The organism is Nocardioides sp. (assembly GCF_029937575.1).
Classification (GTDB): Bacteria; Actinomycetota; Actinomycetes; order Propionibacteriales; family Nocardioidaceae; genus Nocardioides.
Genome location: NZ_JAPYPS010000020.1, coordinates 23,434 through 38,759, shown reverse-complemented (window position 1 = coordinate 38,759; position 15,326 = coordinate 23,434). Strand labels below are relative to the sequence as shown.

At 70.7% G+C, this 15,326-nt stretch carries 13 protein-coding genes; 5 read left to right on the top strand and 8 right to left on the bottom strand.

From position 1 onward, the window contains the following. Positions 1–220 precede the first annotated feature (220 nt). Entirely contained in the window at positions 221–1,591 is a 1,371-nt protein-coding gene (locus tag Q1K33_RS09305; RefSeq protein WP_300403145.1) for an aspartate aminotransferase family protein, read from the bottom strand. A 145-nt stretch (positions 1,592–1,736) separates the two neighbouring features. Between Q1K33_RS09305 and Q1K33_RS09300 the strand changes: the two genes are divergently transcribed. The 3 genes from Q1K33_RS09300 to Q1K33_RS09290 are packed head-to-tail and all read left to right on the top strand — an operon-like array spanning position 1,737 to position 5,549. Further along, positions 1,737–3,170, top strand: coding sequence for a gamma-aminobutyraldehyde dehydrogenase (locus tag Q1K33_RS09300; RefSeq protein WP_300403143.1), 1,434 nt, complete (start codon positions 1,737–1,739; stop codon positions 3,168–3,170). 1 nt (position 3,171) lies between these two features. Next, positions 3,172–4,404: a saccharopine dehydrogenase C-terminal domain-containing protein gene (locus tag Q1K33_RS09295; RefSeq protein ID WP_300403192.1), complete on the top strand. Its 1,233-nt coding sequence runs from the start codon at positions 3,172–3,174 to the stop codon at positions 4,402–4,404. 29 nt (positions 4,405–4,433) lie between these two features. Next, positions 4,434–5,549, top strand: coding sequence for an alpha/beta hydrolase-fold protein (locus tag Q1K33_RS09290; RefSeq protein WP_300403141.1), 1,116 nt, complete (start codon positions 4,434–4,436; stop codon positions 5,547–5,549). Between the two features lie 17 nt (positions 5,550–5,566). Here the strand turns inward: Q1K33_RS09290 and acs are convergent, their stop codons facing one another. The 3 genes from acs to Q1K33_RS09275 all read right to left on the bottom strand — a co-directional run bounded on the left by acs (position 5,567) and on the right by Q1K33_RS09275 (position 9,742). Continuing rightward, positions 5,567–7,555: an acetate--CoA ligase gene (gene acs, locus Q1K33_RS09285; RefSeq protein WP_300403139.1), complete on the bottom strand. Its 1,989-nt coding sequence runs from the start codon at positions 7,553–7,555 to the stop codon at positions 5,567–5,569. Between the two features lie 196 nt (positions 7,556–7,751). Further along, positions 7,752–9,431 carry a sodium:solute symporter family protein gene (locus Q1K33_RS09280; protein ID WP_300403137.1) on the bottom strand — a complete coding sequence of 560 codons (1,680 nt, stop codon included), beginning with the start codon at positions 9,429–9,431 and terminating at the stop codon, positions 7,752–7,754. Then, a complete protein-coding gene (locus tag Q1K33_RS09275; protein WP_300403135.1) occupies positions 9,431–9,742 on the bottom strand; it encodes a DUF4212 domain-containing protein in 312 nt (103 codons plus the stop codon). Before Q1K33_RS09275 ends, Q1K33_RS09280 begins: the two co-directional genes overlap by 1 nt. 293 nt (positions 9,743–10,035) lie before the next feature. Between Q1K33_RS09275 and Q1K33_RS09270 the strand changes: the two genes are divergently transcribed. After that, positions 10,036–10,482 (top strand): hypothetical protein, encoded by a 447-nt coding sequence (locus Q1K33_RS09270; RefSeq protein ID WP_300403133.1) that lies wholly within the window; start codon positions 10,036–10,038, stop codon positions 10,480–10,482. Positions 10,483–10,563: 81 nt separating this feature from the next. Here Q1K33_RS09270 and Q1K33_RS09265 read toward each other — a convergent pair whose 3' ends face one another. From Q1K33_RS09265 to Q1K33_RS09250, 4 genes are read right to left on the bottom strand one after another with little or no spacing between them, the layout of a single operon-like run. Beyond that, a complete protein-coding gene (locus Q1K33_RS09265) occupies positions 10,564–12,081 on the bottom strand; it encodes a cation acetate symporter (protein WP_363319669.1) in 1,518 nt (505 codons plus the stop codon). Further along, positions 12,078–12,512 (bottom strand): hypothetical protein, encoded by a 435-nt coding sequence (locus Q1K33_RS09260; protein ID WP_300403131.1) that lies wholly within the window; start codon positions 12,510–12,512, stop codon positions 12,078–12,080. Before Q1K33_RS09260 ends, Q1K33_RS09265 begins: the two co-directional genes overlap by 4 nt. Then, positions 12,509–13,339, bottom strand: a complete 831-nt coding sequence (locus tag Q1K33_RS09255; protein WP_300403129.1) for a LytTR family DNA-binding domain-containing protein — start codon at positions 13,337–13,339, stop codon at positions 12,509–12,511. The genes Q1K33_RS09260 and Q1K33_RS09255 overlap by 4 nt, the downstream gene beginning before the upstream one ends. Then, on the bottom strand, positions 13,336–14,466 hold the full coding sequence (locus Q1K33_RS09250) for a histidine kinase (RefSeq protein ID WP_300403127.1): 1,131 nt from the start codon (positions 14,464–14,466) through the stop codon (positions 13,336–13,338). The genes Q1K33_RS09255 and Q1K33_RS09250 overlap by 4 nt, the downstream gene beginning before the upstream one ends. A gap of 168 nt (positions 14,467–14,634) precedes the next feature. On the opposite strand from Q1K33_RS09250, the gene Q1K33_RS09245 reads away from it, so the two are divergent. Beyond that, entirely contained in the window at positions 14,635–15,279 is a 645-nt protein-coding gene (locus tag Q1K33_RS09245; RefSeq protein WP_300403125.1) for a CbiX/SirB N-terminal domain-containing protein, read from the top strand. The last annotated feature ends 47 nt before the right edge of the window (positions 15,280–15,326 follow it).

Here is a 15,326-nt window from a genome sequence, read left to right as displayed (position 1 = left end):
GCGAGGGCTCCGCCCACGCCGCCGCATGCGCGGGCGCCACACCCGTCACACCCTTCACATCGCCTCATCGGTTGGGCGGAGACTGCAGGTTTCCGGCCGGTTTTCATGTCGTCTCTACCCAACGGACGAGCGAATGTGACCCGTGGGACGGGTGGGGCCGCGCGGCCCCATCGACATCGACCCCGAAGTCCCCACCAACCACCGACCCCGAAGCGCGGGGTCAGATCATCGACGACGCCTTGTCGAGCACGACGCGAAGGATCTGCTCCATCTCGTCGAAGTGCGACTGGTCGCAGATGAGCGGAGGCGCGAGCTGTACGACGGGGTCCCCGCGGTCGTCGGCGCGGCAGTAGAGGCCCTCGGCGTAGAGCTGCTTGGAGACGAAGCCGAAGAGCAGCCGCTCGCACTCCTCGGCGGTGAAGGACTCCTTGGTGGTCTGGTCCTTGACCAGCTCGATGCCGTAGAAGTAGCCGTCGCCGCGCACGTCGCCGACGATGGGCAGGTCCTTGAGCCGCTCGAGGGTCGCCCGGAAGTTGTCGCGGTTGTCGCGGACGTGCTCGAGCACGTTCTCGTCCTCGAAGATCTGCAGGTTGCGCAGGCCCACGGCCGTGGAGACGGGGTGGCCCCCGAAGGTGTAGCCGTGGGCGAACGACGTGGCGCCCTGCAGGAACGGCTCCATGAGCCGGTCGTCGGCGATCATCGCGCCCAGCGGGGCATAGCCCGACGTGATGCCCTTGGCGCAGGTGATGATGTCCGGCTGGTAGTCGAAGCGCTCGGCCCCGAACATGTGGCCGAGCCGGCCGAAGGCGCAGATCACCTCGTCGGAGACGAGCAGCACGTCGTACTCGTCGCAGATCTCGCGCACCCGCTGCCAGTAGCCGGGGGGCGGCGGGAAGCAACCGCCGGCGTTCTGGACGGGCTCGAGGAAGACGGCGGCCACCGAGTCGGCCCCCTCGTTCTCGATCGCGACCGCGATCTGGTCGGCGGCCCAGCGACCGAAGGCCTCCTCGTCGTCGGCGTGCAGCGGGGCTCGGTAGAAGTTGGTGTTGGGGACCCGGAAGGTCGAGGGCACCAGCGGCTCGAACTGCTGCTTGAGGCCGGGGAGGCCGGTGATCGAGAGGGCGCCCTGGGTGGTGCCGTGGTAGGCGATGGTGCGGCTGATGACCTTGTGCTTCATCGGCTTTCCGGTGAGCTTGAAGTAGTTCTTCGCCAGCTTCCACGCCGACTCGACCGCCTCGCCGCCGCCGCTGGTGAAGAAGACCCGGTTGAGCGAGCCGGGCGCGTAGGAGGCGACCTTCTCGGCGAGCTCGATCGCCGACGGGTGCGCATAGGACCACAGCGGGTGGAACGCGAGCTCGCGGGCCTGGGCGGCTGCTGCGTCGGCGAGCTCGGTGCGTCCGTGGCCGAGCTGGGAGACGAAGAGCCCGGCCAGACCGTCGAGGTAGCGCTTGCCTTGGGCGTCGTAGATGTAGGCCCCTTCGCCCTTGACGATGATCGGGACGTCGGAGGTCTCGTAGCCGCCGTGGCGGGTGAAGTGCAGCCAGAGGTGGTCCTTGGCGGCCTGCTGCAGGTGGTCGTAGTCCATGGGCATGGGTCCATGGTGCGCGTTGGCACCCCTTCTGGGCAAGCAGGTTGGCTGCGCTGATCATCCGCGCGAGGCGTCGGTCACAACCGAATCCGCGACCAAAGCGGGCCAAGACCTACAGATTCCGTCGGACGATCAGTAGTCTCCGACCATGGCAGACCTGAGGTTCAAGAACGTCGTCAACGGCGAGTCGACCGACGCAGCGTCGGGGGAGACCTACGACGTCATCGACCCGAGTACCGGAGAGGTCTACGCCCGGGCGCCGCTGTCGGGGCCCGAGGACGTCGACCGGGCGTACGGCGCGGCCGCGGCCGCCTTCGAGTCGTGGGGCGAGACCACTCCGCAGGACCGGGCCCAGGCGATGCTGTCCATCGCGCGCGCCATCGACGAGCGCGCCGAGGAGATCAACGCCGTCGAGTGCCGCGACACCGGCAAGCCGCACGGCCTGACGATGTCGGAGGAGATGCCCTACGCCTCGGACCACTTCACCTTCTTCGGGGGCGCGGCGCGGATCCTGCAGGGCCTCTCCGCGGGCGAGTACATGGCGGACCACACGTCCTGGATCCGCCGGGAGCCGATCGGCGTCGTGGGTCAGGTGACGCCGTGGAACTACCCGCTGCTGATGATGATCTGGAAGATCGCACCGGCCCTGGCGGGCGGCAACACGATCGTGCTCAAGCCCAGCGACACCACCCCCGCCAGCTCGACGCTGCTCGCCGAGCTGTGCCAGGAGTTCCTGCCGCCGGGCGTGCTCAACGTCGTCTGCGGCGACCGCGACACCGGTCGCGCCCTGGTCGCCCACCAGACGCCGCAGATGGTGGCGATCACCGGATCGGTGCGCGCGGGCATGGAGGTCGCGGGCGCGGCGGCGGCTGATCTCAAGCGGGTCCACCTCGAGCTCGGCGGCAAGGCCCCGGTCGTGGTCTTCGACGACGCCGACATCGCCAAGGCGGCCGAGGGGATCGCCGGTGCGGGGCTGTTCAACGCCGGCCAGGACTGTACGGCGGCCACCCGGGTCCTCGTGCAGTCCGGCGTGCACGACGAGTTCGTCGCGGCGCTGGCCGAGGCGTCACGGGGGATGCCGACCGGGATGCCGGACGACGAGGCGACGTACTACGGACCGCTCAACAGCCAGTCCCAGCTGGAGAAGGTCGCCGGGATGGTCGACCGGCTTCCGGACCATGCGTCGCTGGTCACTGGCGGCGCCCGCAAGGGCGAGCGCGGCTACTTCTACGAGCCGACGGTGCTCTCCGGGTTGCGGCAGGAGGACGAGCAGGTGCAGCAGGAGATCTTCGGGCCGGTGATGACGGTGCAGAAGTTCGGCGACGAGGCCGAGGCGCTCGCCTGGGCCAACGGCGTCGAGTACGGGCTCTCCTCCAGCGTGTGGACCGCCGACCACGCCCGCGCCCTTCGGATGTCGAAGCGGCTCGACTTCGGCGTGGTGTGGATCAACACCCACATCCCCTTCGTCTCCGAGATGCCGCACGGCGGGTTCAAGCACTCCGGCTACGGCAAGGACCTCTCCATGTACGGCCTGGAGGACTACACCCGGATCAAGCACGTGATGTCGTACATCGGTGAGTGAGATGCGCATCCTGCTCGTGGGCGCCGGCGGCGTGGGCGGCGCCTTCGCGGCGATCGCGGCGCGCCGCGACTTCTTCGAGACCGTCGTGATCGCCGACTACGACGAGGCGCGCGCGACCCGGGCGGCCGCCGTCGACGAGCGGTACGTCGGGGCGCAGGTCGACGCCTCGGACGCCGGGTCGGTCACCGCGCTGTGCCACGAGCACCGGATCACCCACGTGATGAACGCCGTCGACCCGGTCTTCAACATGGCGATCTTCGCCGGTGCCTTCGCTGCCGGTGCCGACTACCTCGACATGGCCATGTCCCTGTCGCGGCCGCACGCCGAGTCGCCGTACGAGCAGTGCGGGGTCAAGCTCGGCGACGAGCAGTTCGCCGTCGCCTCCGAGTGGGAGGCGGCCGGTCGACTGGCGCTGGTGGGGATGGGCGTCGAGCCCGGGCTGTCGGACGTCTTCGCGCGCTACGCCGCCGACCACCTCTTCTCCGAGATCGACGAGCTCGGCACCCGCGACGGAGCCGACCTCGTCGTCCGGGACGAGGCAGGCAGGGAGATCTTCGCGCCGTCGTTCTCGATGTGGACCACGATCGAGGAGTGCCTCAACCCACCGGTCATCTGGGCGGGAGACGGCACGGGCGCAGGCGAGTGGCACACCACCGCACCGTTCAGCGAGCCGGAGATCTTCGACTTCCCGGAGGGGATCGGGCCGGTCGAGTGCGTCAACGTCGAGCACGAGGAGGTGCTCCTGATGCCGCGGTGGATCGACTGCAAGCGGGCGAGCTTCAAGTACGGCCTCGGCGAGGAGTTCATCACCATCCTCAAGGTCCTGCACACGCTCGGCCTCGACCGCACGGAGAAGGTCCGCGTCAAGGGGGTCGAGGTCAGCCCGCGCGACGTGGTCGCCGCCGTCCTGCCCGACCCTGCCACGCTCGGCGAACGGATGACGGGCAAGACCTGCGCCGGCCTGTGGGTGACCGGCACCGGCATCGACGGCGAGCCGCGCTCGACGTACCTGTTCCACGTGGTCGACAACGCGTGGACGATGGCGGAGTACGGCCACCAGTGCGTCGTCTGGCAGACCGCGATCAACCCCGTCATCGCCCTCGAGCTGCTCGCGACCGGTGTCTGGGGCGGAGTGGGCGTGCTCGGGCCCGAGGCGTTCGACGCCGTACCGTTCCTGGAGCTGCTGACCGACTACGGCAGCCCCTGGGGGATGCAGGAGCTCGACCCCTCGTAACTCAGCGCCCCGTCCGCCGTTAGATCAGCGTGACCCCCATCACCCGGCTCCTGGCCGCGACCGGTCTCGCGGCCGCGCTCGCCGCCGTCCCCCTGACCCCGTCCGCGACGGCCGCTGCGGCTCCCGACGGCGACGACCAGGTCGTCGTCGTCCGGACCCACCCGGGGTCCGGCGTGATCCAGCGACTCGGCGCCTACGCCCGCCTGATGGCGACCCCCTCCGCCGACACGGGTGAGATCCCCGACGTACGTGCTCCGCGCGAGGGTGGCGGTGAGGCGTGCCCGCCGCGCCGGTGCACCGACCACCAGGTGCGCGCGCCGCGCGGAGTGAAGGTCTCGGAGGGCGCGACCACCCGGGTGCTGCTGCCCAGGGGGTACGACAGGGCCCGCAACGCCGACAGGCGCTACCCGGTGGTCTTCCTCTGGAACGGTGGCCAGAGCACCTACGACGGCTGGACCTTCAAGACCGAGCTCACCAAGATGTCACGTCGTTGGAAGGCCATCCTGGTCATGCCCGACGGCGGCTTCGGCAAGAACGCCGGCTTCTTCTCGGACTGGCACGACGGCTCGTTCGACTGGGAGACCTACCACACGAAGGTCGTCGTCCCGTGGGTCGACAAGCGGTTCCGCACCATCGCGGGCGCCCGCACGGCGGTCGGCGCGTCGATGGGCGGGATCGGGGTGATGAACTACGCCGCGCACAACCCCGGCATGTTCAAGGGGGTGCTGAGCATCTCCGGAGCCCTCGACACGACGACGATGGCGACGTACGGCCTGCACCCGGCGATCAGCTCGATCCTCGGGTACGCCGACCCCGACCTGCGGCGCATCTGGGGCGACCCGATCGTCGACCGCGCCAACTGGCAGGACCACAACCCCAAGGACCTGGCCCCTCGGCTGAGAGGCCTGCGCATCCTGATCGCCTCCGGCACCGGCTACGCGGCCTCGAGCGACGAAGGCATCTACTCGGGCACCTTCGAGCAGACCCTGTGGAACACCCAGCGCAGCTTCCTCTACGAGCTGACCGTGAACCAGATCCCCTACACCGCCCGGGTCGCCACCGGCGGCGTGCACAACTGGGCGTGGTTCAACGACCCGCTGCGGTGGGGTGTCCCCAAGCTGATCAAGGCCTCGCGCGGCAAGTAGTGGTCGGCGGGGCGGGGCTATTCGCCACCGGCGCCGGACGAGACCCCCTTCGAGATCAGGTCCATCACGGAGGAGTCGGCGAGGGTGGTGACGTCGCCGACCTCGCGGTTCTCCGCGACGTCACGCAGGAGGCGGCGCATGATCTTGCCGGAGCGGGTCTTCGGCAGCTCCGGCACGACCATGATCTGGCGCGGCTTGGCGATCGGCCCGATCTGGGTGCGGACATGGGCGCGGAGCTCCTCGACGATGTCGTCTCCGCCGTCCCCCGCCTCGTCGCGCAGGATGACGAAGGCGCACACGGCCTGGCCGGTGTCCTCGTCCTTCGCCCCGACGACGGCGGCCTCGGCGACCTTCGGGTGCGACACGAGGGCGGACTCGATCTCGGTGGTCGAGAGCCGGTGGCCCGAGACGTTCATGACGTCGTCGACGCGGCCCAGCACCCAGAGGTCGCCGTCCGTGTCGAGCTTGGCGCCGTCGCCGGCGAAGTACCACCCCTGGTCGCGGTACTTGCTCCAGTAGGTGTCCTTGAACCTCTCGTCGTCGCCCCAGATGGTGCGCAGCATCGCGGGCCACGGCTCGGTCAGCACGAGGTAGCCGCCGTTGCCGGGGCCGACCGACTCGCCCTCCTCGGTCACCACGTCGGCGGCGACGCCGGGGATCGGGGTCATCGCCGAGCCCGGCTTGCCGTGCGTCACGCCCGGCAGCGGGCTGATCATGATGGAGCCGGTCTCGGTCTGCCACCAGGTGTCGACCACGGGGGTGCGGTCGCCGCCGATGACGTGCCGGTACCAGACGTAGGCCTCGGGGTTGATCGGCTCACCGACCGAGCCGAGCAGCCGTAGCGAGGACAGGTCGCGCGCGTCGGGGATCTCACGGCCCTGCTTCATGAACGAGCGGATCGCGGTCGGCGCGGTGTAGAAGAGCGTGACGCCGTACTCCTCGATGATGTCCCACCACCGGCCGCGCTCTGGGGAGTCGGGGGTGCCCTCGTAGAGCACCTGGGTGGTGCCGTTGGCCAGCGGCCCGTAGACGATGTAGGAGTGCCCGGTGACCCAGCCGATGTCGGCGGTGCACCAGTAGACATCCGTCTCGGGCTTGAGGTCGAAGACCGCCCAGTGCGTGTAGGCCGCTCCGGTCAGGTAGCCGCCCGTGGTGTGCAGGATGCCCTTGGGCTTGCCCGTCGTGCCGGAGGTGTACATGACGTAGAGCGGGTGCTCGGCGTCGAAGAACTCGCACGCGTGCTCGGTCGAGGCCTGCTCGACCGACTCGTGCCACCACACGTCGATGTCGGAGTCCCAACCGTCGGCGCCGAGGTCCTGGCCGGTACGGCGGACCACGAGCACCTTCTCGACCGTGTGGCCGAGGTCGGCGGCCTTGACGACCGCCTCGTCGACGGCGGGCTTGAGGGGCGAGGGCGCGCCGCGGCGGTAGCCGCCGTCGGAGGTCACGACGACCTTGGCCTGGCAGTCCTCGAGCCGGGAGGCCAGGGCGTCGGAGGAGAAGCCGCCGAAGACGACCGTGTGCGGGGCGCCGATCCGCGCGCACGCCAGCATCGCGACGACGGCCTCGGGGATCATCGGCATGTAGATCGCGACCCGGTCACCGGTCTGCACGCCGAGGTCGGTCAAGGTGTTGGCCGCCTGGCTGACCAGGTCCTTGAGCTCGGCGTAGGTGATGGTCTGCTTGTCGTCGACCGGCTCGCCCACGAAGTGGAAGGCGACCTTGTCGCCGTTGCCGGCCTCGACGTGGCGGTCGACGCAGTTGTACGCCGCGTTGAGCTTGCCGCCGACGAACCACTTCGCGAACGGCGGGTTGTCCCAGTCCAGGACGCGCTCCCAGCGGGTGTCCCACGAGAGGCGGTCGGCCTGCTCGGCCCAGAACCCCTCCCGGTCGGCCTCCGCGCGGGCGTAGGCCTCCTCGGTGAGGTTGGCGTCGGCGGCCAGCTCGGCCGGCGGCTCGAAGCGTCGGTCTTCCTTCAAGAGGTTCGACAGGGTCTCGTCGCTCACGGTGCGCTCTCCTGATGTCTGCTCGGGTGGATCCGGTGGCTCTGATCACAGTAGGACGGTGGGCTCATCGTGGCGTGTGTGGGTTGCCCGCTGGTTGTCCCGCTGGTTGTCCCGCTGGTTGTCCGGTGCTGCCACGTGCCCCGGCGAGGTCCTCGCCGGGGCACGTGGGTATGGGGTGGGGCGTGGCCCCGGGTGGCTACACCTCGCCGTCCTGGTGGGCGGCGACGAGCTGGGTGCGCCCGGGGTAGCGGATCTCCTCGACCAGCTCCTGCATCTGCGGCGAGGGCTTCTTGGTGAACTGGGAGACCACGATCGTGACCGCGAAGTTGATCAGCATCCCGATCGTCCCGAAACCGGTCTCCGGGATGTTCCAGAGCCCGTCGGAGTTCCCGTAGATGTCGATCGTCCAGATCATGTAGGCCATCGTCACCGTGAGGCCGGTGATCATGCCGGCGGCTGCGCCCGCAGCGGTGGCCTTCTTCCAGAAGATGCCGAGCACCAGTATCGGGAAGAAGCTGGCCGCTGCGAGCCCGAAGGCCAAGGCGACCACCTGCGCCACGAATCCGGGAGGGTTGATGCCGAGGTAGCCGGCGACCACGATCGCCGCGGCCATCGCGCACCGTCCGACCAGCAGCTGCTTGGCCTCGGTGGCGGCGGGGTTGATCCGCTTGTAGTAGACGTCGTTGGCGACCGAGGACGAGATCACCAGCAGCAGGCCGGAGGCGGTCGACAGCGCGGCGGCGAGGGCCCCGGCTGCGACCAGTCCGACGATCGGAGCCGGCAGCCCGCCGATCTCGGGGCTGGCCAGGACGATGATGTCGTTGTTGATCATCACGTCGGAGTAGCTGAACGTGCTCGTCCCGAGGTCGCTGACCGGGCCGCCACCGGAGGTGGTGATCAGTCCGACGTCGGACCACGTGTTGAACCACCCCGGTACGTCGGCCAGCGACGTCGCGGTCAGGTCCTTGATGATCTGCAGCTTGGTGAAGGCCGCGACCGACGGCGCCGTCGTGTAGAGGATCGCGATGAAGAAGATCGCCCACAGCGCCGAGTAGCGCGCTGCGCGCACGCTCTTGGCCGTGTAGAAGCGCACGATCACGTGCGGCAGGCCCGCCGTACCGAACATCAGGGCGGCGGTGATCAGGATCATGTTGGGCATGCTGATCTGGGTGAAGGCGCCGGAGTACTCGGCGAGCCCGAAGTCGGCTTGCAGCCCGTTGAGCTCCTCCAGGATCCGGCCGAAGCCGATCTGCGGGAGCGGGATGCCGGTGACCTTCGCGGAGACCGCGACCGCCGGGATGAGGTAGGCGATGATCAGCACGGAGTACTGCGCCACCTGGGTCCAGGTGATGCCCTTCATCCCACCGAGCACGGCGTAGAAGAAGACGATCGTCATGCCGATGATCACGCCGGTGGTGGTGTTGACGTTGAGGAAGCGCGTGAAGACCAGCCCGACGCCGGCCATCTGTCCGGCGACGTAGACGAACGAGACCACGATGGCGGCCAGGACGGCCACGAGGCGGGCGGTCTCGGAGTACCGGTCGCCGACGAAGTCGGGCAGCGTGTACTTGCCGAACTTGCGCAGGTACGGCGCCAGGAGCAGCGCGAGCAGGACGTAGCCGCCGGTCCACCCCATCAGGAACACGCCGCCGGCGTACCCGTTGTAGGAGAGGCCGACGATGCCGGCCAGGGAGATGAACGACGCCGCGCTCATCCAGTCGGCTGCGATGGCCGCGCCGTTGGCGGGAGCCGGGATGCCGCCGCCGGCGATGTAGAAGCCGGCCGTGTCGGAGACCCGGCTGGCGTAGGCGATGTAGATGTAGACGCTGAACGTGATGATCGCGAAGATCAGCGTCCAGAGCTGGATGTCGCTCATCAGTGACCGCCCCCTGCCGGGCCCGGGTGACCGGTCGTGTTGGCCGAGGCGCTGTCGAGCTCGTCGACGCCGTACTCGTCGTCGAGCTTGTCCATCCGCCACACGTAGTAGGCGATCAGCGCGACGAACGTGATGATCGAGCCCTGCTGGCTGAACCAGAAGCCCAGCGGGAACCCACCGATCTCGATCTTGTTGAGCGGCTCGACGAAGATGATGCCGGCGCCGAAGGACACCAGGGCCCAGATCGACAGCAGCACGGCGAGGAGCCGGAGGTTCTTGCGCCAGTACTCCTGGCGCTGTTGGTCATCCATGGGTGTGCCTCCAGTCAGGTGGGAGAGGGCAGGACGGGTGTGCGATGGCCGCAGACAACCGCCCCGCGGGGACGGGTCACAAGGGGTAGATGTGACCCCGGTCACTCGAAGCGGTGAGCGGTGGGGTCGTCGCGCTCAGCGGCGCCAGGACGGGGGAGACGACGTCTGTCCTGACGTTCGGAGCGGTACGGCGACCGCTCGTCGCGGCTGACCTACCGCTCGTCGTGGCGGGCGGCCGGCCGAGCGGTCGTCGGCTGGCCCGAGGGACGGATGGGCGTTCGTACAGTCGGCGCATGGCCACCACGACACCCGCCCCCGCCACCACCGCTGCCGGCTCGAAGGCCGCGACCGCGCGCCGTACCCGCGTTGCCGTCCCGGGCCGCAAGGCCCTCGCCTGCGCGTCGCTGCTCGTCGTCCTCGGCTCCTTCATGCCGTGGGTCGACACCGCCCTCGGGGCCGTGTCCGGCATCGTCGGGGCCGGTCTGTGGACCTTCTACGCCGCCTGGGTCGGCATCGCCGGCGCCATCATCTCCGGCACCGGCCGCCTGCGCGTGGCCGCCGGGCACGCCCTGGTCTTCGGCGCGATCGCCCTCGGCCTGGTGGCCTGGCAGGTCGTGCACGTTGTCCAGCTGATCGGCTTCGGCGGCTGGCAGCCGGGCGTCGGCCTGGTCTTCGTCGTCGGTGGTGGCGTGCTTGCCTGCGTCGCGGGGGTGCGGATGCTGCGGGTGTCGGCGGCCTGAGATCTGAGGGATGTTACTGACCGCTGTGACTACTGCCCAGCGGTTGTAAGGGTCAGGTAGTAGTCACAGCGGTCAGTAACATCACCGCTCTCCCGACCGCTCGAGGTCGAGGGACTCCGGCGCGTGCAGCCTCGCCAGGAAGCGGTTCGCGTGCCTCGGGGTGCTGGACGCGGTGGCCCGCGAGACCAGGATCATCGTGGCGAAGGCGAGCGGCACGCTCCAGGCGGCCGGCTGGCCGAGGAGCACGTCGGCCCACCCGTCGGTGACGCCGTCGAGCGCGCCGTGCGACAGGGTCCAGCCGACCGCGACGACCGAGCCGGCGCCGCCGGTGAGCATCCCGGCGATCGCCCCGGTCGGCGTCAGTCCGCGCCACCAGATGCCGAGCAGCAGCAACGGGCAGAACGTCGAGGCGGCGACGGCGAAGGCGAGCCCGACGGACTGGGCGACGCCGAAGTTGGGCAGTGCCAACGACGCTCCCATCGGGATCAGCACCGCGATGGCGGCGGCGACGCGGAAGGAGGCGATCTCGGGGAGCCGCCGCGAGGTGACGTCCTGCGACAGCACGCCGGCGACGGCGATCACCAGGCCCGACGACGTCGAGAGGAACGCCGCGAACGCACCCGCGGTGATCAGCCCGGTGAGCAGCTCGCCGCCGAGCCCGTCGAGCGCGAGGCGCGGCAGGTCGAGCATCAGCGTCGAGGAGTCGCCCGACCCGACCCCGTAGGCGTGCCCGAGGGCGGCGTACACCGGCGGGATCAGGTAGAAGCCGCCCACCAGGGCCAGCACGGTGAGCGTCGTACGGCGTGCCGCTCCGCCGTCGGGGTTGGTGTAGAAGCGCACCACCACGTGCGGCAGTCCCATGGTGCCGAGGAACGTCGCCAGGATCAACGAGTACGTCGTGTACAGGCCCGCGCCGCCGCTGCCGACGAGCGGCATCGACCACGACGGATCACCGGCGCCCAGCGACCCCGCGGTCTCGTCGCGGGTCCACACGACCAGCAGGACGGCCGCGGGGACGAGCAGGGCGGTGAGCTTGAGCCAGTACTGGAAGGCCTGCACCAGGGTGATCGACCGCATCCCACCGCCACCCACGCCGATCAGCACGACCAGTCCGACGGCGACCGGCCCGACCCAGCGCGGGGCCCCGAGGGCGGTGGCCAGGGTGAAGCCGGCGCCCTCGAACTGCGGCAGCAGGTAGAGCCACCCGATCGCGACCACGAAGACCGAGCAGATGCTGCGGACCGTGCGGGACTCGAGCCGCGCCTCGGCGAAGTCGGGCAGCGTGTAGGCGCCGGAGCGGCGCAGCGGCGCGGCCACGAGCACGAGGAGCAGCAGGTAGCCGGCCGTCCAGCCGACGGGGTACCAGAGCATGTCGGCGCCGTAGGCGAGCAGCAGCCCGGCGATGCCGAGGAAGGAGGCGGCCGAGAGGTACTCGCCGCTGACCGCGAAGGCGTTGAGCGTGGGACGCACGGTGCGCGAGGCGACGAGGAAATCGCTGGTGGTGCGCGAGACCCGCATGCCCCACGTGCCGACGAGCAGGGTCAGCAGCGAGACGAGGATGACCGCGATCAGCCCGGGCAGGGCGGTGAGGTCGCTCACGGCCCCGTCGGCCCCGTCGACCCCGTCGGCCCCGCTGGGCCTGCCGGGCCTGCTGGGCCTGCGGTCTCGGGGCGGGACTCGTGCGGCCCGAGCAGCTCGGTGAAGTGCTGCTCGTTGCGCTCGGCGCGCTGGACGTAGGCCCAGCCGAGCAGCAGCAGCCAGGGATAGACGAGCACCCCGAGGACCAGCCAGGCGATCGGCAGGCCGGCGACCTGGGCGTTGCCGACCTCGGGCACGAGGTGGAAGAGCAGCGGCAGGGCGCCGATGGTGACCGCGAGGACGGCGACGACGCCGAGGGCCAGGGAGAGCTGGGCGCGCATCAGCGAGCGCACGTAGACGCTGCCGAGCGACGTCTCCTCGTCGATGTCATGGGTGCGCGCCAAGGGCCGGGAGCGACGGTCCGGTCCGGTGACGCGCACCCGCTCGGTCACGAGTCGCCCCGCTTGACCAGGCGCTCGCGCAGCTCGCGGGTGTTGCGACGGCTGACCGACAGCTCGACCGGTCCGCTCCCCGCCCCGCCGGAGTCGCGCCGTCCGACCACCACGCTGCAGCGTCCGGAGTCCATCCGGACCTCACTGATGTGCGCGATCGCGACCAGGCAGGAGCGGTGGATGCGCAGGAAGCCGGCCGCACGCCACTCCTCCTCCAGCGTCGAGAGCGGCACCCGGATCAGGTGGGAGCCGGACGGCGTGTGCAGCCGCGCGTAGTCGCCGTGCGCCTCGACGTGGGTCACCGTCGAGCGCTCGACGAAGCGGGTGACCCCGCCGAGCTCGACGGGGATCTGCAGGTCGTGGGCACCGTCGGCTCCCGCGCCCGTGGACGCGGCGGTGGATGCGGCGGCGGGCGCGGGGGCGCCGACGCGCCCGGGCGCCAGGTGGCGCGCGTCGACCACGCGCCGTACGGCCTCGGCGAGGCGTTCGCGGCGCACCGGCTTGAGGACGTAGTCGACCGCGCGCAGGTCGAAGGCCTCGACCGCGTGCTCGTCGTGGGCGGTGACGAACACGATCGGCGGCGGCTCGCGGAAGCGCCTCAGGACGTCGGCGAGCTCGAGCCCGGTCAGGCCCGGCATCTGGATGTCGAGGAAGACACAGTCGACCTCGTCGGTGCGCAGCACGCGCAGGCCCTCGGTGGCCGAGTCGCAGCTGACGACGTCGACGACCCGCTCGTCGGCGCTCAGCAGGAAGGCGAGCTCGTCGAGGGAGGGGCGTTCGTCGTCGACGACGAGCACCCGCAGGCCGTTGCCCGACGCCGGCGTCACGCGCTCACCCCAGCCGCGAACTTCGGAGCCCGGACGACGACCTTGGTCCCGGCGCCGGGCGCGGTCTCGACGACGAGCCCGTAGTCGTCGCCGTACGTCGCCCGCAACCGTGCGTCGACGTTGCCCAGCCCGACCGAGCCGAGCCCGACCGAGCCGGGGGTGGTGTCCCCGGCGAGCGCGAGCCGCACCCGCTCGGGCTCCTCGCCGGCGCCGTCGTCCTCGACCTCGATGACGCAGTCCTGGCCCCGGTCGTAGGCGGTGATGGTGATCCGGCCGGGGCCCTCGCTGCGAGCGAGGCCGTGCTGCACGGCGTTCTCCACCAGCGGCTGCACGCAGAGGAACGGGATCGCGACCGGCAGCACCTCGGGCGCGACGCTGAGGGTCACGAGCAGACGGTCGCCGAAGCGCGCCTGCTCGAGCAGGAGGTAGCGCTCGACGGAGCGCAGCTCCTCGGCCAGGGTCGTGAACTCGCCGTGGCGCCGGAAGGAGTAGCGGGTGAAGTCGGCGAACTCCAGCAGCAGCTCGCGGGCCCGGTCGGGGTCGGTACGCACGAAGCTGGCGATCGCGCCGAGGGAGTTGTAGATGAAGTGGGGGCTGATCTGGGCGCGCAGTGCCCGCAGCTCGGCCTCGGCCAGGCGGGCCCGCGACGACTCGAGCTCGGCGAAGTCGAGCTGGCCCGAGACCCACGTCGCCACCTCCTCGGTCGCGCGAGCCAGACCCGCCGTCGGGGTCGCGGCGAAGGCCGCGAGGGTGCCGACGATGCGCTCGTCGACGACCAGTGGGCTCACCACGGCGGTGCGCACCGGGCAGCCCGCCTCGTCGCACCGCAGGTCGCCGCGGTCGATGCTGCGCGTGCGTCCGCGCGCCAGCGTCGCGGCCACGAGAGTGCTCATCTGCGCGCGGTGGTGGGCGCCGGATCCGTCCCAGGCCAGGCACCCCGCGGTGTCGGTGATCGCCAGCGCCGACGTGCCGAGGAGTGCGCGCAGGTGCTTGACCGACCGCTCGGCGCTGTCGCGGGTCAGTCCCTCGCGCAGCGCGGGGGCCGCCTGGGACGCCCGGTGCAGCGTCCGGAAGGTCGCGCGGTCGGCTTCCGTGCCGAGATGAGTCCGCCGCCACACGCGCACCATGCGCCCATGATCACACGTGACGGCCGTCACCGGGGCTTGCATGGGCGCGCAGGTGCGCGGATCATCCTCCGGGTGGGGCACACCGTCAGGACTGACCGCGCCGTGGCCGACGTGTCGGCTGAGGCGACGGAGCCGAGGCGATTGCCTCCCGACACCACTCTCGTCACGGTGGCGCACGGCACCCGCAAGGCCGAGGGCAATGAGGTCGCCCGGCGGCTGACGGCCGCGGCCGGCGAGCGGCTCGGGCGCCCGACCGTGGCGTCGTACGTCGAGCTGTCCGAGCCGCTCTTCGCCGACGTGATGACCAACGCCGAGCACCCGGCGGTCGTCGTGCCGCTGCTGCTCTCCACCGGCTTCCACATGCGTACCGACCTGCCCGAGCAGGCTGCGCTCGCCTCGGTGCCGGTGAGCCTCGGCCGCCAGCTCGGGCCGGACCCGTTGCTCGCCCGGGCCCAGGTCGAACGCCTCCTCGAGGCCGGGGCCCGTCCCGGCCAGCGCGTCGTGCTCGTCGCGGCCGGCTCCAGCGAGGAGAGCGCCACCTGCGACCAGATGTGCGCAGTCGCCCACCTCGCGCGAGCCTGGGACGGCCAGGTCGAGCTGGCCACGCTGTCCGGTCACGGCGAGCGCCCCGTCGACGTCATCCGCCCGGGCGACGCGGTCTCGCCGTACCTGCTCTCGCCGGGCTTCTTCCACGACCGGCTGCGCCGCGAGGCTCCCGACGGTGTCGTCGTCGCCGACGTGATGGGAGCTCACGAGCGGGTCGTCGACCTGGTCGTCCAGCGCGCCACGCAGCTCGCCCCCGCCTCACGCTGACCCGTCCGCCATGTGTGACGGGTCGATGGTGACGACGCCGACCCGTC

Excerpts from the sequence above, each read along its gene's own strand:
- Q1K33_RS09300 (WP_300403143.1), top strand. The coding sequence starts at position 1,737 with ATGGCAGACCTGAGGTTCAAGAACGTCGTCAACGGCGAGTCGACCGAC.
- Q1K33_RS09305 (WP_300403145.1), bottom strand. The coding sequence starts at position 1,591 with ATGCCCATGGACTACGACCACCTGCAGCAGGCCGCCAAGGACCACCTC.
- Q1K33_RS09270 (WP_300403133.1), top strand. The coding sequence starts at position 10,036 with ATGGCCACCACGACACCCGCCCCCGCCACCACCGCTGCCGGCTCGAAG.
- Q1K33_RS09275 (WP_300403135.1), bottom strand. The coding sequence starts at position 9,742 with ATGGATGACCAACAGCGCCAGGAGTACTGGCGCAAGAACCTCCGGCTC.
- Q1K33_RS09280 (WP_300403137.1), bottom strand. The coding sequence starts at position 9,431 with ATGAGCGACATCCAGCTCTGGACGCTGATCTTCGCGATCATCACGTTC.
- Q1K33_RS09295 (WP_300403192.1), top strand. The coding sequence starts at position 3,172 with ATGCGCATCCTGCTCGTGGGCGCCGGCGGCGTGGGCGGCGCCTTCGCG.
- Q1K33_RS09250 (WP_300403127.1), bottom strand. The coding sequence starts at position 14,466 with ATGGTGCGCGTGTGGCGGCGGACTCATCTCGGCACGGAAGCCGACCGC.